Origin of the sequence: Thermotoga sp. Mc24, from assembly GCF_000784835.1 — a bacterium.
GTDB lineage: Bacteria > Thermotogota > Thermotogae > Thermotogales > Thermotogaceae > Thermotoga.
Window position 1 is genome coordinate 89,654 of record NZ_JSFH01000008.1, and the last position, 21,624, is coordinate 111,277.

The following is a 21,624-nucleotide window of genomic DNA, read 5'->3' on the forward strand; positions in this document are numbered from 1 at the left end:
TCACCTCCGGAAAAATTAACCTCTCTTTTGAATTTTACCATTTCGTTTTTTCATAAAGGGTGTGATATACATTCATGAGGAGGTGATAACGTGAAGAGAATCGACCTGAACGGTTTTTGGAACGTCAGGGATAATGAAGGGAGATTTTCACTTGATGGAACTGTGCCAGGAGTTGTTCAGGCAGACCTGGTCAGAGAAGGTCTCCTTCCACACCCGTACGTTGGGATGAACGAAGATCTCTTCAAAGAAATAGAAGACAGAGAGTGGATCTACGAAAGGGAGTTCGAGTTCAAAGAAGATTTAAAAGAAGGGGAACGTGTCGATCTTGTTTTTGAGGGTGTTGATACGTTGTCAGATGTCTATCTGAACGGTGTTTACCTTGGAAGCACTGAAAACATGTTCATTGAGTATCGCTTCGATGTCACGAACATATTGAGAGAAAAGAATCACCTGGAGGTGTACATAAAATCTCCCATCAGAGTTCCAAAAGCTCTCGAGCAGAACTACGGAGTTCTCGGCGGACCAGAAGATCCCATTAGAGGCTACATAAGAAAAGCCCAGTACTCGTACGGATGGGACTGGGGCGCCAGAATCGTCACAAGTGGTATATGGAAACCCGTTTACCTCGAAGTGTACAGAGCACGTCTTCAGGATTCAACGGCTTATCTGCTGAAACTTGAGGGTAAAGATGCCCTTGTGAGGGTGAACGGTTTCGTATACGGGGAAGGGAATCTCAGTGTAGAAGTCTTTGTGAACGGTGAGAAGACAGGGGAATTTCCCGTTTTCGAAAAGAACGGAGAAAGACTCTTCGATGGAGTGTTCCACCTGGAAGATGTGAGGCTCTGGTATCCGTGGAACGTGGGGGAACCGTACCTGTACGATTTCGTCTTCGTGTTGAAAGACTCAAACGGAGAGATCTACAGGGAAGAAAAGAAAATCGGTTTGAGAAGAGTCAGAATCATTCAGGAGCCCGATGAAGAAGGAAAGACTTTCATATTCGAAATCAACGGTGAGAGAGTCTTCGCGAAGGGTGCCAACTGGATTCCCTCGGACAACATCCTCACGTGGTTAACAGACGAAGATTACGAAAAGCTCATCAAAATGGCGAGGAGTGCCAACATGAACATGCTCAGAGTCTGGGGAGGAGGTATTTACGAGAGAGAGATCTTCTACAGACTCTGTGATGAACTCGGTATCATGGTATGGCAGGATTTCATGTACGCGTGTCTTGAATATCCGGATCATCTTCCGTGGTTCAGAAAACTCGCAAACGAAGAAGCAAGAAAAATTGTGAGAAAACTCAGATACCATCCTTCCATTGTTCTCTGGTGCGGAAACAACGAAAACAACTGGGGATTCGATGAATGGGGAAATATGTTCAGAAAAGTGGATGGTATAAATCTCGGAAACAGGCTTTATCTTTTCGATTTTCCAAAGATCTGTACTGAAGAAGACCCATCCACTCCCTACTGGCCGTCCAGCCCTTACGGCGGCGAAAAGGCGAACAGCGAAAAAGAAGGAGACAGACACGTCTGGTATGTGTGGAGTGGATGGCTGAACTACGAGAACTACGAAAAAGACACCGGAAGGTTCATCAGTGAGTTTGGATTTCAAGGTGCTCCCCATCCAGAGACGATAGAGTTTTTCTCAAAACCTGAGGAAAGAGAGATATTCCATCCTGTCATGCTGAAGCACAACAAACAGGTGGAAGGTCAGGAAAGGTTGATCAGGTTCATATTCGGGAATTTTGGGAAGTGTAAAGATTTCGACAGTTTTGTGTATCTGTCCCAGCTCAACCAGGCGGAGGCGATCAAGTTCGGTGTTGAACACTGGCGAAGCAGGAAGTACAAGACGGCTGGTACTCTCTTCTGGCAGCTCAACGACAGCTGGCCGGTTTTCAGCTGGTCCGCAGTCGATTACTTCAAGAGGCCCAAAGCTCTCTATTATTACGCGCGGAGATTCTTTGCGGAAGTTCTACCCGTTTTGAAGAAGAGAGAAAGCAAAATAGAACTTTTGGTGGTGAACGATCTGAGGGAGACGAAGGAGGTCTCTCTCAGGCTTGCGGCCTATGAGAGGACGGGAGAAAAAGTATTCGAGAAGACTTACAGAACTGTACTTCCAGCAGACGGTGTGTGTTCGGTTGATAGAATTGAATTGCCCGATGATCTTTTCTTCTTCGTCGAGGCGGAAATTGATGGGGTTAAATACAGAAACTACAGGGTTTTCAGAAAGTGGCGCGATCTGGAACTTCCAGATCCGGAGATTTCGCTTGAGGACATGGGAGATTTTATAGAATTGACAGCGAAAAGCCCCGCTTTTGGTGTCAAGATTCTCTCCGATGAAGTACCTGAGGACGATTTTCTGTTCCTGGAACCGGAAAAGAGTATCACGATAAAGAAACCAGATGGAATAAGAGGAGTGAAATCTCTGTATGATTATTTGAAATGATGAAAAGCCCCTTCGGGGGCTTTCATTTTACTGTTTTGTTTTTGATTTGAAGTATGAGTTGTTTCAAACGATTGGCCTTTCTGTAATCTTCGTTCTTTATCGCCTCATTTAACTTTCTTTCGAGGAAAGTGATTTTTCTTTCATTTTCAAAGTTTTCTTTCTCTTGATCTGACCAGATTTTTCCGAACATTTCCTCCAGGATTTTCAGGGGAGCCTCCACGAAAATCGTCATCTCTCCTTCGTAGGAAAGATGTCTGTTTCTTCTCCTTGAGTCCTCTGAGGGAGATGGGATGTTCTTGAAAGGAATACTCTCTTTCAGAACATCCATCAAGCATTTCTGACAGTATGCGATCTCCTTTTCTACACCGTCGAAATCCACTTTATATGACTTTGAAGTTTCCTGTCCACACTTCAAACATTTCATACTCTCACCTCTAAGGAGTTGTAGATAGACATTGCTTTTTCTGTTCCTTCGATGAGAATCACCTCAAGGGCTTCTTTCATCACTTCAAACACTTTGTTTAGTATAATCCACTCCTCGTCTGAGAATTCTCCCAGCACGAAATCTACAAGATCCATTCCTTCTGGTTTATCACCTATTCCTACCCTTATACGCTTTATCTCCTGTGTTCCGAGCGCCTGTATGATGGATTTCATACCGTTGTGTCCACCGTCGGAACCTTTCTTCCTGATGCGGATCCTTCCAAGTTTCAAACTCACGTCATCGTACACCACTATTATATCATCCGGGCTGGCGTTGAAGAATTTCAAAACGTGGGGCATCGCCAAACCGCTGAGGTTCATATAGGTCAATGGTTTCACCAACGCCACGTCGTTTCCGGCCAGCTTGATTCTGCTCCACGCGAAATATTTTTCAGTTTTCCAGTCTTTGCTTTTCAAAAAGTCCAGAAACAGAAAACCCACGTTATGCCGGGTGAAGGCATAACGTGGGCCTGGATTCCCCAGACCAACGACAACCATGCGTTATTCCTCTTCTTCTTCCTTTCTCTTTATAACTTCAGGTTCTGCGGTTTCTTCCGCTTCTGTAGTTTCTTCAATCACCACTTCTTTCGGAACGAGAACAGAAACAACCACTTCTTCATCTCCGAGAAGGCACTTAACACCTTCTGGAAGTTTCAGATCTCTTGCGTAAATCACGTCTCCAAGATCGAGAGAAGAAACGTCCACTTCTATTTCCTGCGGAACGTTGTCGGGATCGGTTTCAACAGGTATCTCTTCGTGGAACACCTCGAGGAAGCCACCCTTTTCAACACCAACTGGTTTTCCAACAACTTTGAGAGGCACATTGATCCTCATTCTATGGCCTTTTGTCGGTTCATAGAAGTCGAGGTGAACGACCGTTTCAGAGACCTTGTCCCTCTGAATCATCTTGAGAAACACGGTCTTTTCCGACACCGTGTTTCCCTGATCGTCTTTGATTATCAATTGAATGGGGGTTGCTTCGGAAATGGTGTGGAATACCTTCTCGAGGACCGATCTCTTGATTTTCACGGGTATAGGTTCAGTTGCTGGTCCATACACTACCGCTGGTACTTCTCCATTCCTTCTAAGACGCCTCGCTTCTCTTTTTCCCTTCACTTCTCTCACTCTTGCTTCCAGACTTACCATCTTTTCTCCCTCCCGTAGGTCTTCGCATTGTCATCTGAAGAGTGTGCTCACAGACAGATGTTTCCTTATTCGCATGATGGCTTCTCCTATGAGATTCGCTACCGAGATCACCTTAACCTTTTCTGGAAGATCTTCATGATATATCGTGTCGGTTATATACACGGTGTCTATCGAGGAATTTTCTATCCTCTCCAAGGCTCTATTGGAGAAGACGCCGTGTGTTGCACATGCTATGATCTTCTTTGCGCCTGCATTTTTCAGAGCCTCTGCACCCTTCACTATAGAGTGAGCAGTATCTATTATATCATCGAACATGATAACCACTTTATCCTTAACCTCTCCTATTATGTTGACCACTTCCGCAACGTTATCACTCGGCCTTCGTTTATCGAGAATCGCAAGAGAGGTTTTCAATCTTTCAGCCATTCTCCTTGCCCTTCTCACACCACCCACGTCAGGTGAAACAACCACAGTTTCTTCAGGAACGATGTTTTCTCTTTTGAGAAGTTCCTCTGCGAAGACGGGATAGCTCCAGAGATTGTCAACGGGAATGTCAAAGAACCCCTGTATCTGTTCCGCGTGGAGATCCACCGTCAGAACGCGGGTCGCTCCAGCCACAGTGATGAGGTTTGCAACCAACTTGGCACTGATGGGATCTCTTCCCTTTGCCTTCCTGTCCTGTCTTGCGTATCCGTAGTAAGGGATCACGACAGCGATGGTGTTGGCTGATGCTCGTTTGAACGCATCGATCATTATGAGAAGTTCCATGAGGTTTTCGTTCACCGGAGGTGAGGTGGGCTGAATGAGAAAGATATCGTGTCCCCTCACCGTTTCGTTTATACGGACGTTTATCTCTCCATCGGCGAATCTTCCAACCTCACAGTCACCGAGTTGAAGATTCAGGTAATTCGCTATCTTCTCGGCCAGAGGTCTGTTGGCGTTTCCAGAAAAAATTTTCATTTCGTTTGAGAAAGACATATCATTCCTCCTTTCTCTTCTTCAATGCCCAACCTTCTTTCACAACCTGCCTTGCTCTACCCAGACCAAGGGAATACGGTGGAACGTCCTCTGTTATCACCGATCCCGCTCCTATCAAAGCTCCTTTCCCAATACGAACGGGTGCCACCAGAGACGAGTTGCTTCCTATGAAGGCTCCATCTTCAATGAAAGTGGGATTCTTTTTCTTGCCATCGTAATTACAGGTGATTGTTCCTGCGCCTATGTTTACATTCTTTCCGACGAACGCGTCCCCTATGTAACTGAGGTGTTGAGCTTTTGTCCCCTCTCCAATTGTACTTTTTTTGATTTCAACAAAGTTTCCAATTTTTGAAGATTTCTTCAAAATCGTTCCTTCTCTCAACCTTGCAAACGGACCAACGGAGACATCGTCTTCTATCACACTCATGAAGCATTCAGATCTTGTGATCTTCACGTTGTTTCCTATCTCACAATCAACTATTCTTGTCATAGGTCCTATCTCGCAGTTTTCTCCCACACGAGTCCTGCCTTCTATGAAAGTCATAGGGTGAATGACGGTGTCCATGCCGATTTCGACAGAGTAGTGAATGTAAGTGGTGGCCGGATCTATGATGGTAACACCGTTCTCTAAGAGCTCTTCTATTTTCCTCATCCTGAGCTGTTCCTCGAGCCAAACAAGGGTTTTTCTGGTGTTCACTCCGGTTATTTCAAGCAGGTCATCAGTTTTTACAACCTTCACTTTTTCGGCAAGATTAACTGCATCTGTGAGGTAGTACTCCCCCTTTGCGTTCTCGTTTTTTATCTCCGGGAGTACTTTTAAAAGAAAATCACCGGAGAACACGTAAAATCCGGTGTTGATCGTGGTTACACCTTTCAGTTCCTCTGGCAAGTCTGCGTCTTCTATTATTCTGTATTTGCTTCCATCCTGTATAACTCTACCGTACCCGGATGGGTCTTCGAGATCAGCCACTAAGATGGTCACGTCTGCACCTTTTCTGTGCTCTTCGATCATTCTTCTCAAAGTGTTTTCACTTATGAGAGGAACGTCTCCGTAGAGAATCAAAACGTCATCTCCTGGTTCGATGAAATCTTTTGCACACATCACAGCGTGTGCGGTGCCCAACTGCTCTTCCTGAACGAAGACATCCACCCACTCTGGAAGATTTTTTCTAACCATTTCCGCTTCAAAACCGAGTACAACACCGACCTTCTGCGCTATTTTCCCGGCTGTTTCAACCACCCACTCTATCATGGGCTTTCCAGAGAGTGGGTGTAGCACTTTGGGAATCTTTGATTTCATCCTTGTACCTTTTCCCGCTGCGAGAACGAGGGCTCTCATGCTTTCACCTCTTAAAACCAGTTTCTCTCTTCAAGATCGAGCTCGCTCATTTCCCCTTTCAGAAAGAGTTCCATTTCCTCTCTGGTCAGATCTTCCTCCACAAAAACCCTTTTTTCTCTCGGATAATCCTCGAAAACACGGTGAATTATGGGTTTTTGAGAAATTTCCATGGCAAACAATATCATTCGGAGAGCTTCGTTTATTTCATCGTCTGAGTACTTCCTTCTGAGCTGGTGTATGTGTTTTCCAACGAGATCAAAGAGATCTTCCTGGGTTTCTTCGAGGACACTTAGAATCTCGTCCAGAACGCTCACACTCTCTCCTCCAGCATCTTCTTGAATTGCAAAGCGTTTATTGCTGCCTGACCTTTGTAACAGTTGTTGAAGAAAACGTAGGTTTCCTTCACTCTTCGGGAAAGTTCTACGACATCTTCAAAAAGAGTTTTCAATTCTTCTTCACTGTAGAAATAATCGTACCTTTCTTCACCTTCGGCTTCGAACCACCTTTCGTTCCTTCCATGGAATCTGAAGTAAGCGTAATCAGTCGTTGTGATGGGACGATAGGGGAACAATCCGGAAAGTTTCGGTTCGTCCACCACCACAAAGGTTATACCATGATTTCTCAAGAATTCGTATGTTTCTTTTTTATTCCAAGAGTAGTGTCTGAATTCCACAGCGAGTTCGTACGGGTAGCTTTCTCTCAATTTTTCAAGATATTCCATGTTTTTTCTGGAGAATTTGAAAGAGAATGGAAACTGTGCTAAAGTCATCTTTAGTCTTTGTTCTTCTATTAGAGGTTCTATTTGACGTGTAAAGTTTTCCATGTCCTCTTTAGGATCTTTTTCCTCTTTCCAGAGAACGTGCGTGACGCTTGCTGGTGTCTTTACGGTAAAATAGAAATCGGGAGGGGTCTTTCTCAACATCTGAACAAAAGAGCGCCACGATGGTTGTGTGTAATAGGTGAAGTTGAGTTCCACGATTCTGAATCCGAGTACCGCCCAGTAGTATTTCAGGAATTGGGAAGGTTTCAGGTGTTCAGGGTATACCACTCCTTTCCAGTCTTCAAAGGAAAAACCACTCGTTCCTACGTATACCATTCGATGTGTCTCCTTCCGGAGGGATTCAGTATGTATTGTACAACACTGTGGAGGAACAGAAAATGAAACATTTGCGATTTGAAAATTTGAGCGAAGAACAGTTGAAAAGGCTCGCAAAAATTCTCACCGAGAATCTTGAAGGTAGAGAGGTGGTTATACTCTCCGGAAATCTTGGAGCCGGAAAAACAACGTTTGTGAAGGGTATGATCAGAGCGATAGGCCTCGATGAAAAAATAGTGAAGAGCCCCACTTTTACCCTTATGAACGTTTATCCGGGTTTGAAGACAATATACCACCTCGATCTTTACAGACTTCAGGGTACAGACTTTCTCAACCTCGATGTTGAAGACATACTGGAGGACGAAGACGGAATCATGGTGGTAGAGTGGGGAGATCTGTTCGAAGAATTCTGGCCTGAAGACTCGATAAAGGTGAAGATAGAGATAGCGGACGAGAGTCACAGAAACGTGGAGATCCTCATACCTGAGGAGGTGAACTTTCTTGCCGAGAAAATCGAAAGATACCGAAAAGAGCTTCAAAATACTTGAGAAGTACGCCAATCAGCAGGAAAAAGAGCTGGAGATACCCGATGGCTTGCCGTGTATTCCCTTGAGAAACGGGATGGGTGTCTTTCCGAACACCGTTGTTCCCTTCTACGTGGGAAGGACGGGTTCCCTCATAGCGCTCGAAGAAGCTATGGAAAAGTACAACAGGCTTCTTTTTGTGGTAAATCAGAAAGATCCATCTGTTGAAACACCAGAGCCGGAAGACCTCTACAAGGTAGGAACGGTTGTGAAGGTTCTTCAGATAATGAAACTCCCAGATGACACGTTCAAGGTGCTCGTGGAAGGGCTGGAGAGAGCACAGATAGAAGTATTCATCTCGACTGATCCGTTCTTCCTCACGAAGATAAAGATACTGAAGGTGAAATACAGAAAAACAAAGAAACTCGAAGCACTCATGAGGAGTGTCAAAGACAAGGCAATCAGGTATTTCAACCTGACCCACAGGTTTCCTCAGGAGACACTCGTTACCCTGAAAGAAATGCAGGATCCGGACAAACTGGCAGACTTCGTTGCTTCGATTCTTCCCGTTCCTCTGGAGACGAAGCAGGAACTCCTCGAAACAGTCCATCCACTCGAACGTCTCGAGAAGATACTATCGATACTGGTGAAAGAAATCGAGATACTCGAGATAGAAGAAGAAATTGAGAAAAAGGTGAAGGATAGAATAGAGAAAACCCAGAGAGAATACGTACTCCGAGAAAAGCTAAGGGCTATAAAAGAGGAACTCGGAGCAGAAGAGGAACTGGAGATCAAAGAGTTCTACGAAAAGGTGGAAAAAGGAGATTACCCGGACTACGTTAAAGAAAAGGCCTACAAAGAAATTCAGAGGCTCGAGAAGATGTCACCCTACAGTGCCGAAGCGACGGTTGTCAGAACCTATCTTGACTGGCTTCTGAATCTTCCCTGGAACGTAACCACCGAGGATAGGCTCGATATAAAAGAAGCGAGGAAGATCTTGGACAAGAATCATTACGGACTCGAAGAGGTCAAGGAAAGAATACTGGAGTATCTTGTGGCCAGGAAGTTTTCGAAGAACCTCAAAGCTCCCATTCTCTGCCTTGTGGGACCTCCAGGGGTAGGGAAGACATCGCTCGGCAGAACCATAGCGGAGGCGATGGGAAGAAAGTTTGGAAGAATGTCCCTTGGAGGCCTCCGAGACGAGGCTGAGATAAAGGGGCACAGACGCACTTACGTGGGTGCGCTTCCTGGAAGGATAATACAGATCATAAGAAGGATGGGAACAAAGAATCCTGTTATTTTGCTCGATGAAGTGGACAAGATGGGGATCAGTTTTCAGGGCGATCCGGCATCTGCTTTGCTCGAAGTTCTCGATCCCGAACAGAACAAGGATTTCGTCGACCACTATCTCGAAGTACCCTTCGATCTCTCCCAGGTGCTGTTCATCACAACTGCGAACGTGCTCCACACCATTCCTCCCGCGTTGAGGGACAGGATGGAGATCATAGAGATACCCGGATATTCAGATCCAGAGAAGTATCACATAGCCAAGGATTACATAATACCGAAGATTGCCATGTCTTACAATCTATCAAAGGTGGAATTTTCTTCAGGAGCGATCAAAAAGATCATCAGAGAATACACAAAAGAGGCTGGTGTGAGAAATCTCGAACGAGTTATAGAAAAGGTGATAAGAAAGAGTCTTGTGAAGAATGAGAAGAAGTCTTTCAAAATAACCACTAAAGATGTTGAAGAGTTGCTCGGACCGCCTGTTTTCAAAGAAGAGGAAATCTTGGAAGAAGACACGATGGGGGCGGTCACAGGTCTTGCCTGGACTCCGATTGGTGGAAGTGTTCTCATCGTGGAGAGTTTGTTGCTCCCTGGAAAAGGCAATCTCATTTTAACGGGAAACATGGGTGATGTGATGAAAGAATCGGCCAGAATAGCCCTCAGTGTGGTCAGAAAGATGTGTGGAGAAGAATGCAGAGAAGTTTTCGAGAAGAACGACATCCACATCCACGTTCCGGAGGGAGCAGTTCCAAAAGATGGTCCTTCCGCTGGCATAACAATGACAGTGGCCTTGTACTCTGCCGTCGCCGGTAAAAAAGTCAAAAGGGATGTAGCCATGACGGGTGAGATCACGTTGAGGGGTAAAATACTTCCGGTAGGAGGTATAAGAGAGAAGCTGCTGGCGGCGAAGAGAGCCGGCATAAAAAAAGTGATCCTTCCTTCAAGAAACAGACCGGACGTGGAAAAGATACCGAAGGAATACCTGAACGGAATGGAGATCGTCTACTGTGACGAAATACAGGAAGTCCTCAGGGAGGCCATTGTGAGGTGAAGAGAGACGTATTCTACGTGATCATTTTAACGGTCTTCGCGGTTCTTTTCATGCTCACGTATTTCTCCTACAGGGACCTTGCTGTGAAGCTCACCCGTATGGAAAAAACGTTGAAGGCGTACGAGCTTTACATTTTCTCCGATTATGAGAATTTTGAAGACTACGTGAAGAAAGAGGGCTTGAAAATAGAAGGGATGGAGCTTCTGAAGGAAAAGAAGGCCAGGTCTCTCATTGCCGAGGGAAAAAATCTGTTCGAGACAGCCAACTACGGAGAAGCTCTTGTTTTCTTTGAGAAGGCCTTGAATCTTTCTGACAACGAGGAGATAAAGAAGATCGCCAGTTTTTATCTGGAAGAATGCAGAAAGAAACTGGCGGGTGATTGATTTGAAAGAACTCAGAATACTCCACACATCCGACTGGCATCTCGGTGTCACTTCGTGGACTAGTTCGCGCCCAGTAGATCGACGCGAAGAACTGAAAAGGTCGCTCGATAAAGTGATTGAAGAAGCCGAAAAGAGAGAGGTCGATCTGATTCTTTTAACGGGTGATCTTCTTCACTCGAGGAACAATCCTTCGGTTGTCGCTCTACATGATCTTCTGGATTACCTTAAAAGGATGATGAAAATAGCGCCCGTGGTTGTACTTCCAGGAAATCACGACTGGAAGGGTCTGAAGCTTTTCGGAAACTTCGTAACATCGATCTCGAGTGACATAACCTTTGTCATGTCTTTCGAACCTGTGGATGTAGAAGCTAAACTGGGCCAGAAGGTGAGAATTCTTCCCTTTCCATATCCTGACGAGTCAGAGGCTTTGAGAAAGAAAGAAGAAGACTTCAGGTTCTTCCTCGAATCCAGGCTCAGCAGACTTTACGAAGAAGCGCTGAAGAAAGAAGAATTCGCTATCTTCGTTGGTCACTTCACCGTCGAAGGGCTCGCGGGTTACGCCGGAATCGAGCAAGGAAGAGAAGTCATCATAAACAGAGCGTTGATTCCGTCGGTGGTTGATTATGCTGCGCTCGGGCACATTCATAGTTTTCGAGAGGTTCAGAAGCAACCTCTCACCATATACCCTGGTTCTCTCATAAGGATAGATTTCGGTGAAGAAGCGGACGAAAAGGGAGCGGTCTTTGTTGAGCTGAAAAGAGGAGACCCCCCCAGATATGAAAGGATAGACACCGAGCCTCTTCCATTGAAAACTCTCTACTACAAAAAGATAGACACCTCTGCTTTGAGAAGTATAAAGGATTTCTGCGGGAATTTTCCCGGTTATGTGAGGGTGATTTATGAAGAAGACTCCGGTATCCTTCCCGACCTGATGGGAGAGATAGATAATCTGGTGAAGATAGAAAGAAAGTCGAGGAGAGAGATAGAAGAGGTGCTTCGAGAGAACCCGGAAGAATTCAAAGAAGAGCTGGATAGACTGGATTATTTCGAGCTCTTCAAGGAATATTTGAAAAAGAGAGAGGAAAACCACGAAAAGCTGTTGAAAATTCTTGACGAGCTCCTCGATGAGGTGAAAAAGAGTGAGGCCTGAAAAACTCATAGTTAGAAACTTTCTCGGACTGAAAAACGTCGATATAGAATTCCAGAGCGGAATAACGGTTGTGGAAGGTCCGAACGGTGCCGGAAAGTCGTCTCTCTTTGAAGCCATTTCTTTCGCACTTTTCGGAAACGGGATAAGGTATTCCAACTCGTACGATTACGTGAACAAGAACGCCACCGATGGAACCGCCCGTCTCGTGTTTCAATTCGAACGCGGAGGGAAAAGATACGAGATCATAAGGGAAATAAATGCTACAGAAAGAAGGCACAACGCGAAACTCTCTGAGATACTGGAGAACGGCAAAAAAGCGGCCATAGCTATAAAACCCACCGGTGTTAAACAGGAAGTGGAAAAAATTCTGGGAATAGAGCACAGAACCTTCATAAGAACAGTCTTTCTTCCACAGGGAGAAATAGATAAACTTCTGACCTCCCCTCCATCGGAGATCACCGAGATCATCTCCGATGTTTTCCAAAGCAAAGAAACACTCGAAAAGCTTGAAAAACTCCTCAAAGAGAAGATGAAAAAGCTGGAGAACGAGATATCCTCCCTGCAAGCTCTCTACACTGCCAGCTGGAAGTATCTGGAAGAGAACGATCTGGAAGCTCTGAAAAGCGAGTTGAAAACCGTCTCGGAGAAAAAGAAAGAACTTCTCAAAAAAAGAGAGGAACTCCAAGTAGAAGAAGATCAACTCAAAAAGCTCCTCGAAAAATATCAGGAACTCGTGAAAAAGAAAGAGAGGCTCAGAGTGCTCTCTCTGAGAAAGAACGAATTGCAAAAAGAAGTGGTCCACGAACGGAAGGTGAAAAAAGCAAAGGAACTGGAACCGCTCTTTCGAGAAGTCTATCTCAGGCAGAGAGAATTTGAGAGACTCTCACAGGATTTGAACAGCTGGGAGAAGAGGTACAGAGAACTTGAAAGGAAGAAAGAAGCGATCTCAAAAGAAATTCCTGTTCACAGGGAAAAGCTCTCCAAACTAGAAGAGGTAATAGAAAAGCTCAACGAAGAGTTTGATCTTCTTGAAAGAATTCTGAAGTCCTCTCGACCACTTCTTGAGCAAAGAATAAGATTGAAAGAAAACCTCGCAAGGCTCGAGGAAGAGATCAGAAGACTCATCGAAGAAAAAGAGAAGAGAGAAAAAGAGTTGCTTTCGATCGAAAAGACAGAGAAAGAAACGAAATATGAACTGGAAAAACTGCTCGAAGAACTCTCAACTCTGAGGAAAGACCGTATGAGATGGCTGGCATATCAGATAGCTTCCAGCTTGAACGAAGGTGACATCTGTCCTGTATGCGGTGGAGAGTTCCATGGAGGGGTGGAAGCCGTTGAATTCAACGTTAACGAATTTGAAAGCCTTGAGCAAAGAAGAAACGAACTGGAAAGCGCTCTAAACGTTTTGGATGAGAGAAAGAAAAGCCTTTCCGGCATCATAGAAGATATTCTGATGAAAATCGAAGAAGAGAGGAAAAATCTGGAGAGTATTCAAAATCAGATCGAAAAAATCGACGAAGAATTACGCAGGTTGGGTTATTCGGAAGATCTGGAGGAAAAGCTGGATGAAAAGAGAAAAAAACTCAGAAAAATAGAAGAAGAAAGAAATTCTATTTCCCAAAAGATCACAGCGGCCGATGTTCAACTTTTGCAGATCGAAAACCAGCTGGAAGAAATAAAGGGAGAGATTGAAACTAAAAAGAAAACTCTGAAAGAACAGCGCGAAGAGATCGACCGGTTGAAAAGTGATTTCTTCGATCGTTTAAGGGAGATAGGGATCAGCTTTGAAGATTTCAGAATCCTCGTCAAAGAGGAAGTAAAGGACGTGGAAAAAGAGCTGGGAATTGTGGAGACAGAAATCAGACTTCTCGAGGAAAGCTTGAGAGAACTCGAATCGGACAACATACAAGATGTGAGCGAAGACTACAAAAGAGTTCGAGGTCAACTGGAGTTTCTTTCACAGGAAATATCGGATCTTGAGAGAAAAGAAGGACGTCTCAACCATCTCATCGAAGAGACACTCAGAAGAGAGCGAGAGTTGAAGAGTCTGGAAAAGAAACTGGAAGAATTGAACAGTGAATACAACAACCTGGACCTTCTGAGGAAATACCTGTTCGATAAAAGCAACTTCTCGAGATATTTCACGGGGAGAGTCCTTGAGGCGGTCCTGAAAAGAACGAGGGCTTATCTCGACATTCTGACGAATGGAAGGTTCGACATAGATTTTGACGACGAAAAAGGTGGTTTCATCATAAAAGATTGGGGCATCGAAAGACCAGCGAGGGGACTTTCCGGTGGAGAAAGAGCTCTCATTTCCATATCTCTTGCCATGTCCCTCGCGGAGGTGGCATCCGGCAGGCTGGACGCGTTCTTCATCGATGAAGGGTTTTCCAGTCTCGATACGGAGAACAAAGAGAAGATCGCTTCCGTTCTGAAAGAACTCGAAAGATTGAACAAAGTGATCGTTTTCATCACGCACGACAGGGAGTTCTCGGAGGCTTTCGACAGGAAACTGAGGATAATGGGAGGAGTTGTGGTGAATGAGTGACGAAAGGAGAAAGAAAGAGGAACTGATAGAGAGAATAGTGAAGGAAAAAGGAGAGGGAGCGTTTCCAAAACTGTTGGAGCTTCTGGAGGACGAAGACCCGGAAGTGAAAGAAATCGTCTCCGAAGTGTTCTACAGGCTCGGTGACCGGGCAAGGGAGTTCCTCTTCAACGAAATTCAAAAGAGAAGGGAAAGGGGTTTTGAGAAGAACGATATCACGAATCTCTACATAATCGATATACTCGGAGATCTCGGTGAAAAAAGAATGAAAAGCGTTCTATACGAACTCATGGAAAAGTATGACTCAGAAGAAGCGCTTCTCATCATATACGAAGCACTCGCTAAAATAGGAGAAGGAGAAGTTTTCCTGCCAGAGCTGGAATACCTGATGTTCGAGGATGCCTACAGAAAGGAACTTTGCGAGCAGGTGGCGATGGTACTCGCCAACATTCCAACGGAGAGATCTCTGAGAATCCTCTTGAAGGCCCTGAGGAGTGATGATTTCTCAGAAGACCAAAAGGAGTTCTTCAGAAGGGCAGTTGAGATGATTCTGTACAGAAAGCCGGAGCTTTCTAAGTATGTTACCGATGAAGAAAGAAAGGAGCTGGGATTATAGTTGTAGTTGCAGAAAGACTGAAAAAATCCTACGGGAAAAAGAAGGTTCTGGAGGGAGTTTCGTTTTCTCTCGAGAAAGGGAAATCTCTCGGTATTGTTGGACAGAATTCTGCGGGGAAGACCACTCTTTTGAAGATACTCGCCACCATTCTGAAACCGGACGAAGGGAGACTCTTTCTCTTCGAAAAAGACGCACTGAAAGACCTGTCGTACATTCGAAAGAGAATAGCCTTCGTTCCAGAGTTTCCCGCTCTGCTTGAAGAACTCACCGTTCGTGAGAATCTTCTTTTCTTCTCCAGACTCAGAGGGGTGGAAATGGAAAGCTTCATTGTCTCTGAGCTCATGCTGGAGCCTTTCATGGGAACCCTTGTTCGAAACGCTTCAAAGGGTGTGAAACAGAGAACAGCTCTCGCGGTGGCCCTCTCTGGAAACCCTGAACTTCTGATTCTCGACGAGCCGACCAGTGGTCTCGATGTTGAATCTGCCAGCATCGTCAGAAGTAAACTCAAACGACTCAAAGAAGAAGGAATCACGGTGATAATATCTTCTCACATAAGGGAGGACATTGAAGAACTCTGCGACGAAATTCTGGTGATCAACGGTGAGAATAGGGGGGACAGCTTTGAACGAGATCGTTAAGAAGGCGAAAATCGCAGAAGACGTGTTCGATTTCTGGATTCATTCACCCTCTGTTTCGAAAGAAGCAAGACCAGGTCAGTTCGTTGTGATCAGGCTCCATGAAAAGGGGGAGCGAATCCCTCTAACAGTGGCCGACACAAGGCCCGAGGAAGGATTGTTCAGGATGGTCGTAAAGGTCGTTGGGAAAACCACTCACGAGCTTTCTCTGAAGAAAGAAGGGGACACCATTCTCGATGTGGTGGGTCCCCTTGGAAATCCGAGTGATATCGAAAACTACGGGAACGTCCTGCTCGTGGGTGGAGGAGTGGGAATAGCGACGCTCTATCCCATAGCGAAAGCACTGAAAGAAGCGGGGAACAACATCACAACCGTTCTCGGTGCAAGAACGAAGGACTACTTGATCATGGTGGATGAATTCGAAGAAATATCTGATGTTCTGCTTGTGACGGATGACGGAAGCGCCGGAATGAAAGGTGTCGTAACGGACGCGATGGATAAACTCTTCAGAGAAAGAAAGTTCGATATATGCTGGGCTGTTGGTCCCACCATCATGATGAAATTCTGCACGCTGAAGGCGAGAGAATTCGGAGTTCCGATATGGGTCTCTCTAAACCCGATAATGGTGGACGGAACGGGGATGTGTGGTGCCTGCAGGGTTACCGTTTCTGGTCAGATCAAGTTCGCCTGTGTGGACGGCCCTGAGTTCAGAGGGGAAGAAGTGGACTGGGACGAGCTTCTGAAGAGGCTCGCACAGTACAGAGAGCAGGAAAAGATCTCATACGAAAGATTTCTAAAAACGGCAGGTGAACCAGAATGAAAAACAGAAAAACTCCGATGAAAGAGCAATCACCGGAATCGAGGAGAAAAAACTTCGAAGAAGTCGCACTCGGCTACACACTCGAAGAAGCAATGGCAGAAGCTCAGAGGTGTCTTCAGTGCCCCACACATCCGTGTGTCTCTGGCTGTCCTGTGGGAATCGACATTCCCGGATTCATAAGGAAACTCAAAGAAGGGAAACTCGAGGAATCTTACAGAATTCTCAAAACTTACAACAACCTTCCCGCGGTCTGTGGAAGGGTCTGTCCCCAGGAGGTCCAGTGTGAGTCGAGGTGTGTCGTGGGAAAGATGAAAGACAGCGAACCCGTTGCGATCGGAAGGCTGGAGCGATTCGTCGCGGACTGGGCAGCTGAGAACCTCGAAGAAGATGCGAAACCTCTGGCCGGATCGAAGAAAGAAAAGGTTGCCGTCGTTGGTTCAGGTCCCGCAGGACTGACAGCTGCAGCGGACCTCGCAAAGATGGGATACCAAGTTGACGTCTTTGAAGCTTTTCACAAACCTGGTGGTGTTCTCGTATATGGAATTCCAGAGTTTCGTCTTCCAAAGAGGATCGTCGAAAGAGAAGTCAACTACATAAAGAGACTCGGAGTCAACTTCTATCTCAACACGGTCGTTGGAAAAACTGTCAAGGTGAAAGAGCTTCTTTCGAAGTACGACGCTATCTTCATAGGTACCGGCGCGGGAACACCGAAGTTCATGGGGATTCCAGGAACGAATTTGAACGGAGTGTACTCCGCCAACGAGTTTCTCACAAGAGTCAATCTCATGAAAGCCTATCTCTTCCCTGAGTACGACACACCCATTCGTGTGGGAAAGAAAGTGGCTGTGATAGGAGCCGGAAACACGGCTATGGATGCGGCAAGGAGTGCACTCAGACTGGGAGCCGACAAGGTGTACATTGTCTATAGGAGAACAGAACACGAGATGCCCGCGAGAAGAGAGGAGTATCATCATGCATTGGAAGAAGGGATCGAGTTCCTGTGGCTCACCCTCCCGATACGATACATCGGGGACGCCAACGGAAACGTGAAAGCTATGGAATGTGTGAAGATGGAGCTTAGAGAAACAGACGGTTCGGGAAGACCACGGCCCGTTCCCATCGAGGGAAGCAATTTCGTTCTCGAAGTTGACATGGTGATAGAAGCCATAGGACAGGGTCCAAACAGGGTGCTTCTCTCTGAGTTCCCAGACTTGGAACTGAACGAGCGCGGGTACATCAAAGCAGACGAGGACACAGGGGCAACGAGTGTGAAAGGTGTCTTCGCAGGTGGGGACATCGTGACAGGTGCTGCGACGGTGATAAAAGCCATGGGAGCTGGAAAGAAAGCGGCGCAGTTCATTCACTCTTACCTCACAGGGGAATGGAACCCGTGGCAAAAGTGATTTTCGTTCTTGCGATTGACATCTCTGGAAAGATAGCCTCCTCTGTTGAAGGCTGGAACTCTCTCGAAGACAGAAAAAATTTCAGAGAGATCACCACAGAAATTGGAAACGTTGTGATGGGAAGGGTCACCTTCGAGGAAATAGGAAGACCTCTTCCAGAGAGGCTGAATGTTGTTTTGACGAGAAGGCCTATAACTTCTAACGATTCTTCACTCGTTTTTTTCAACGGTACACCTGGGGATGTGGTAAAATTCCTCGAAGGAAAAGGCTACGAAAGGGTGGCTGTCATAGGAGGAAAAACCGTGTTCACGGAATTTTTGAGAGAAAAACTGGTAGATGAGCTTTTCGTCACCGTCGAACCGTACGTGTTCGGAAGGGGAATACCTTTTTTCGATGAATTTGAAGGTCACTTTCCTTTGAAACTCTTAGAAATGAGGTGTTTGAACGAAAGAGGCACACTTTTTCTCAAATACTCTGTAAGAAAATCGCACCGTTAGGTGCGATATTTTTTTGTCTAAAGGGGGTATCGTGAATGAAACGGGATTTTCTCGGCAGAACCCTCGCAGTCATAGAAGATCTGAGTGTGGAGGAGCAGATGTTCCTCTATGAGAAAACCAGGGAGCTCAAACAAAGATGGTACAGCGGAGATGATGTATCGGATTTCAGGATAAAGAAAAGAAACGTTGGAATATACATTGTTTTCGTCGAACCCAGTACGAGGACGAAAGAATCCTTCATAAACGCTGCAAAGTTTCACTCAGGCCCGAACGTAAAGGTGAACGTTTTCGATTCGGAACATTCCTCTTTTAACAAACAGGAGAGCTACACGGACACCTTCTCCATGCTCACAAGCTACAGCGACTACTCCATATTCATCGTGAGAACAAGACTCGAAGGAGTCTGCAGGCTCTTGGAAAGAAGGATATCAGAGTTTGCGAACAGAAACGGTATAGAAATACCCTCTTTCATAAACGCGGGCGACGGGAAGCATGAGCATCCAACGCAGGAACTTCTGGATGAATACACCTTCCTCGAACAGAACAGTTTCGACAACTCTTTCATACACGTGGCACTCGTTGGTGACCTACTTCACGGCCGAACGGTTCACTCCAAGGTGAACGGCTTGAAGATATTCAAAAATGTGAAAGTGGATCTTGTGGCACCGGAAGAACTCATGATGCCCGATCACTACATCGAAAAGATGAAAAAGAACGGTTTCGAGGTCAGAATCTTCTCTTCGATCAGAGAGTATCTCGGCCAGAAAGATGTGGCCAGGATCTGGTACTTCACACGGCTTCAGCTTGAAAGAATGGGAGAGGACATCCTTGAGAAAGTCCATATTCTGAGAGAGGCGGTCACGTTCAAAAGAGAGTATCTGGACGCGTTGCCAGAAAGGGTGAAGTTCTACCATCCGCTTCCAAGACACAAGGTTTATCCGACGATACCGAATTTTCTGGACACACTCCCTCTGAACGGATGGGAGACACAGGCAAGAAACGGCTACTGGGTGAGAATCGTTCTTCTTTCTATGTTCGGTGGAGCACTGGAAGCGCCTTTCGATACTTCGAGAAAAGATGAAAAGCCAGAAGAAGACTTCATAATCCCCGCTCCCATCACGCATGGATCAAAGGGTGTTCAAAAGGAAGGAAAGAGAGGTATAAAACCCATCGAAAATGGAACGGTGATAGACCACGTAGCCAAAGGAAAGACACCGGAAGAAATCTACTCAACAATTGTGAAGATAAGAAAGATTTTGAAACTCTACGATGTGGACAGTGCGGATGGTATTTTCCGGTCAAGCGATGGAAGCTTCAAGGGTTACATCAGTCTGCCAGATCGCTATCTTTCCAAGAGAGAAATAAAGAAACTCGCGGCAATCTCTCCAAACACCACGGTCAACATCATAAAAAACAGCACCGTTGTTGAAAAATACAGAATAAAACTTCCACCTACGATCTATGGATTCGAGGAACTTCGGTGCAAGAACGAGAACTGTATCACCAATCCCGCACACGGTGAAAACGCCTCACCTTCTTTCGTGAGAGACGAAAAGGGACAGTTCATATGTGAATACTGTGAGACTCCACATTCTTTCGAAGAGATCTGGAGTATTTGAGAAATTCACAAGAAAAAGAAAGCAGGGGAATTTTCCCCTGCTTTTTTATTTTACCCCTGATAACCCACGCGAACTCACTTGATTAGTGAGTTTCCATACCTCTAAGGAAGTATTGAAACGGAGGTGAGAGTATGGATGAAAAAAGAATTGAAATGTTTCCATACCTCTAAGGAAGTATTGAAACGCGTTTCTTCTTGTCACTCTTTCATTGTCAAGATAGGTTTCCATACCTCTAAGGAAGTATTGAAACGCATCCGAACTGCCGCTGTTCAATCATTTTTGACGTGTTTCCATACCTCTAAGGAAGTATTGAAACGTCTAAGAGCTTGTGTTGTTCTTCTGTGAGTTTTGGTTTCCATACCTCTAAGGAAGTATTGAAACCACCCGTGCCCAGCTTGTCACATATGAAGCCCAACAGTTTCCATACCTCTAAGGAAGTATTGAAACTTTCAAGTTCTCTCTGCTTCTTGTACTGCTGATATGTTGGTTTCCATACCTCTAAGGAAGTATTGAAACAAGTATCTAACATCAACTCCCAGTGCATCCGCTATTTTTGTTTCCATACCTCTAAGGAAGTATTGAAACCTCCGATATTTCGGGTTCCATACTTTTGCCGTGAACAAGTTTCCATACCTCTAAGGAAGTATTGAAACCACGAGATTTGCAGATACAAGCGTGTAGTCCGCACCCTGTTTCCATACCTCTAAGGAAGTATTGAAACAGACAGGACAGAGCGAAATACTCTCAATCACCGCAAGGTTTCCATACCTCTAAGGAAGTATTGAAACTGGAATAACTTTCTGGAAGCGCTTGAGGAACTATCGTTTCCATACCTCTAAGGAAGTATTGAAACGCGTTCTTAGATATTGTGGCTGGGAGGTGTAAAATAGTTTCCATACCTCTAAGGAAGTATTGAAACATGGGCGTGGTGATTATGTAGGCGTCGCACAGCTGCGTTTCCATACCTCTAAGGAAGTATTGAAACTTGAACTCGACAAGCCAAGGAAACTACGCTTTTCGATGTTTCCATACCTCTAAGGAAGTATTGAAACGGTATGTCAGAGCAAAATGGAGGGATGAGGTATGGTGTTTCCATACCTCTAAGGAAGTATTGAAACAGCCTCCAGTGCTGTCAACCGGTGTGTATCAGTACAGTTTCCATACCTCTAAGGAAGTATTGAAACAGGGATTCGATATTGGAAAACTCGCACTCATTTCAGTTTCCATACCTCTAAGGAAGTATTGAAACCGAAGAGGCTGATGCAAAAAACGCGTAGAATTCGATCTGTTTCCATACCTCTAAGGAAGTATTGAAACAGGTCTCCGATTGAAAGCCACGGTTTCCCTGTAAACGTTTCCATACCTCTAAGGAAGTATTGAAACGATATCCGAGCGTTCCGAGTGCTTGATAAATTGCTTTTGTTTCCATACCTCTAAGGAAGTATTGAAACGATATCCGAGCGTTCCGAGTGCTTGATAAATTGCTTTTGTTTCCATACCTCTAAGGAAGTATTGAAACGAGCATTCGAGTGGATACCGTGGCTTGGCGACAAAAGTTTCCATACCTCTAAGGAAGTATTGAAACCCATTGAGTTCAGAGT

19 protein-coding genes and 1 CRISPR repeat array are annotated in these 21,624 nt (G+C 45.3%); of the genes, 12 read left to right on the forward strand and 7 right to left on the reverse strand.

Annotation, left to right across the window (positions count from 1 at the left end; genetic code table 11):
* The first annotated feature begins 90 nt into the window (after positions 1 to 90).
* Positions 91 to 2,448, forward strand: a complete 2,358-nt coding sequence (locus tag MC24_RS03965; protein ID WP_038052757.1) for a glycoside hydrolase family 2 protein — start codon at positions 91 to 93, stop codon at positions 2,446 to 2,448.
* A gap of 22 nt (positions 2,449 to 2,470) precedes the next feature.
* Here MC24_RS03965 and MC24_RS03970 read toward each other — a convergent pair whose 3' ends face one another.
* From MC24_RS03970 to MC24_RS04000, 7 genes are read right to left on the reverse strand one after another with little or no spacing between them, the layout of a single operon-like run.
* Positions 2,471 to 2,872, reverse strand: a complete 402-nt coding sequence (locus MC24_RS03970; protein ID WP_011943694.1) for a UvrB/UvrC motif-containing protein — start codon at positions 2,870 to 2,872, stop codon at positions 2,471 to 2,473.
* Positions 2,869 to 3,429: an aminoacyl-tRNA hydrolase gene (gene pth, locus MC24_RS03975; RefSeq protein WP_011943693.1), complete on the reverse strand. Its 561-nt coding sequence runs from the start codon at positions 3,427 to 3,429 to the stop codon at positions 2,869 to 2,871. Before pth ends, MC24_RS03970 begins: the two co-directional genes overlap by 4 nt.
* Before the next feature lie 3 nt (positions 3,430 to 3,432).
* Complete coding sequence (locus tag MC24_RS03980) at positions 3,433 to 4,077, reverse strand: 50S ribosomal protein L25 (RefSeq protein WP_038052760.1); 645 nt, start codon at positions 4,075 to 4,077, stop codon at positions 3,433 to 3,435.
* 30 nt (positions 4,078 to 4,107) lie between these two features.
* The gene (locus MC24_RS03985) at positions 4,108 to 5,055 is read right to left on the reverse strand and encodes a ribose-phosphate pyrophosphokinase (protein WP_038052762.1); all 948 of its coding nucleotides are present in this window, start codon (positions 5,053 to 5,055) and stop codon (positions 4,108 to 4,110) included.
* A gap of 1 nt (position 5,056) precedes the next feature.
* The gene (glmU, locus tag MC24_RS03990) at positions 5,057 to 6,394 is read right to left on the reverse strand and encodes a bifunctional UDP-N-acetylglucosamine diphosphorylase/glucosamine-1-phosphate N-acetyltransferase GlmU (protein ID WP_038052764.1); all 1,338 of its coding nucleotides are present in this window, start codon (positions 6,392 to 6,394) and stop codon (positions 5,057 to 5,059) included.
* Positions 6,395 to 6,405: 11 nt separating this feature from the next.
* Positions 6,406 to 6,708 (reverse strand): hypothetical protein, encoded by a 303-nt coding sequence (locus tag MC24_RS03995; RefSeq protein ID WP_038052770.1) that lies wholly within the window; start codon positions 6,706 to 6,708, stop codon positions 6,406 to 6,408.
* Positions 6,705 to 7,490, reverse strand: coding sequence for a DUF72 domain-containing protein (locus tag MC24_RS04000; RefSeq protein WP_038052773.1), 786 nt, complete (start codon positions 7,488 to 7,490; stop codon positions 6,705 to 6,707). The genes MC24_RS03995 and MC24_RS04000 overlap by 4 nt, the downstream gene beginning before the upstream one ends.
* Before the next feature lie 62 nt (positions 7,491 to 7,552).
* Here MC24_RS04000 and tsaE point away from each other — a divergent pair, with 62 nt between their 5' ends.
* Genes tsaE through MC24_RS04055 form a run of 11 tightly spaced genes read left to right on the forward strand, consistent with a single transcriptional unit; the run spans position 7,553 to position 20,023 of the window.
* On the forward strand, positions 7,553 to 8,038 hold the full coding sequence (gene tsaE / locus MC24_RS04005; protein WP_038052811.1) for a tRNA (adenosine(37)-N6)-threonylcarbamoyltransferase complex ATPase subunit type 1 TsaE: 486 nt from the start codon (positions 7,553 to 7,555) through the stop codon (positions 8,036 to 8,038).
* Entirely contained in the window at positions 7,992 to 10,355 is a 2,364-nt protein-coding gene (lon, locus tag MC24_RS04010) for an endopeptidase La (RefSeq protein WP_038052776.1), read from the forward strand. The genes tsaE and lon overlap by 47 nt, the downstream gene beginning before the upstream one ends.
* Positions 10,352 to 10,738, forward strand: a complete 387-nt coding sequence (locus MC24_RS04015) for a TM1634 family protein (RefSeq protein WP_038052781.1) — start codon at positions 10,352 to 10,354, stop codon at positions 10,736 to 10,738. Before lon ends, MC24_RS04015 begins: the two co-directional genes overlap by 4 nt.
* On the forward strand, positions 10,731 to 11,888 hold the full coding sequence (gene sbcD / locus MC24_RS04020; RefSeq protein ID WP_156105042.1) for a metallophosphoesterase family protein: 1,158 nt from the start codon (positions 10,731 to 10,733) through the stop codon (positions 11,886 to 11,888). Before MC24_RS04015 ends, sbcD begins: the two co-directional genes overlap by 8 nt.
* Entirely contained in the window at positions 11,878 to 14,436 is a 2,559-nt protein-coding gene (locus tag MC24_RS04025) for an AAA family ATPase (RefSeq protein WP_038052785.1), read from the forward strand. Before sbcD ends, MC24_RS04025 begins: the two co-directional genes overlap by 11 nt.
* Positions 14,429 to 15,049, forward strand: coding sequence for a hypothetical protein (locus MC24_RS04030; RefSeq protein ID WP_038052787.1), 621 nt, complete (start codon positions 14,429 to 14,431; stop codon positions 15,047 to 15,049). The genes MC24_RS04025 and MC24_RS04030 overlap by 8 nt, the downstream gene beginning before the upstream one ends.
* Before the next feature lie 47 nt (positions 15,050 to 15,096).
* Complete coding sequence (locus tag MC24_RS04035; RefSeq protein ID WP_268745467.1) at positions 15,097 to 15,687, forward strand: ABC transporter ATP-binding protein; 591 nt, start codon at positions 15,097 to 15,099, stop codon at positions 15,685 to 15,687.
* Positions 15,671 to 16,504, forward strand: coding sequence for a sulfide/dihydroorotate dehydrogenase-like FAD/NAD-binding protein (locus MC24_RS04040; protein ID WP_038052791.1), 834 nt, complete (start codon positions 15,671 to 15,673; stop codon positions 16,502 to 16,504). Before MC24_RS04035 ends, MC24_RS04040 begins: the two co-directional genes overlap by 17 nt.
* Positions 16,501 to 17,907 carry an NADPH-dependent glutamate synthase gene (gltA, locus tag MC24_RS04045; RefSeq protein ID WP_038052793.1) on the forward strand — a complete coding sequence of 469 codons (1,407 nt, stop codon included), beginning with the start codon at positions 16,501 to 16,503 and terminating at the stop codon, positions 17,905 to 17,907. The genes MC24_RS04040 and gltA overlap by 4 nt, the downstream gene beginning before the upstream one ends.
* Positions 17,895 to 18,404, forward strand: coding sequence for a dihydrofolate reductase (folA, locus tag MC24_RS04050; RefSeq protein WP_038052795.1), 510 nt, complete (start codon positions 17,895 to 17,897; stop codon positions 18,402 to 18,404). Before gltA ends, folA begins: the two co-directional genes overlap by 13 nt.
* Positions 18,405 to 18,439: 35 nt before the next feature.
* The gene (locus MC24_RS04055) at positions 18,440 to 20,023 is read left to right on the forward strand and encodes a bifunctional aspartate carbamoyltransferase catalytic subunit/aspartate carbamoyltransferase regulatory subunit (RefSeq protein ID WP_038052797.1); all 1,584 of its coding nucleotides are present in this window, start codon (positions 18,440 to 18,442) and stop codon (positions 20,021 to 20,023) included.
* An 89-nt stretch (positions 20,024 to 20,112) separates the two neighbouring features.
* Positions 20,113 to 21,608: direct repeats of the CRISPR family, unit length 30 nt; unit sequence GTTTCCATACCTCTAAGGAAGTATTGAAAC.
* Positions 21,609 to 21,624: the final 16 nt, after the last annotated feature.

Bases quoted from the DNA above. Each gene is read 5' to 3' on its own strand.
- MC24_RS03970 (WP_011943694.1), bottom strand. From the start codon at position 2,872: ATGAAATGTTTGAAGTGTGGACAGGAAACTTCAAAGTCATATAAAGTG.
- pth (WP_011943693.1), bottom strand. From the start codon at position 3,429: ATGGTTGTCGTTGGTCTGGGGAATCCAGGCCCACGTTATGCCTTCACC.
- MC24_RS03980 (WP_038052760.1), bottom strand. From the start codon at position 4,077: ATGGTAAGTCTGGAAGCAAGAGTGAGAGAAGTGAAGGGAAAAAGAGAA.
- MC24_RS03985 (WP_038052762.1), bottom strand. From the start codon at position 5,055: ATGTCTTTCTCAAACGAAATGAAAATTTTTTCTGGAAACGCCAACAGA.
- glmU (WP_038052764.1), bottom strand. From the start codon at position 6,394: ATGAGAGCCCTCGTTCTCGCAGCGGGAAAAGGTACAAGGATGAAATCA.
- MC24_RS04000 (WP_038052773.1), bottom strand. From the start codon at position 7,490: ATGGTATACGTAGGAACGAGTGGTTTTTCCTTTGAAGACTGGAAAGGA.
- tsaE (WP_038052811.1), top strand. From the start codon at position 7,553: ATGAAACATTTGCGATTTGAAAATTTGAGCGAAGAACAGTTGAAAAGG.
- MC24_RS04030 (WP_038052787.1), top strand. From the start codon at position 14,429: ATGAGTGACGAAAGGAGAAAGAAAGAGGAACTGATAGAGAGAATAGTG.
- gltA (WP_038052793.1), top strand. From the start codon at position 16,501: ATGAAAAACAGAAAAACTCCGATGAAAGAGCAATCACCGGAATCGAGG.
- MC24_RS04055 (WP_038052797.1), top strand. From the start codon at position 18,440: ATGAAACGGGATTTTCTCGGCAGAACCCTCGCAGTCATAGAAGATCTG.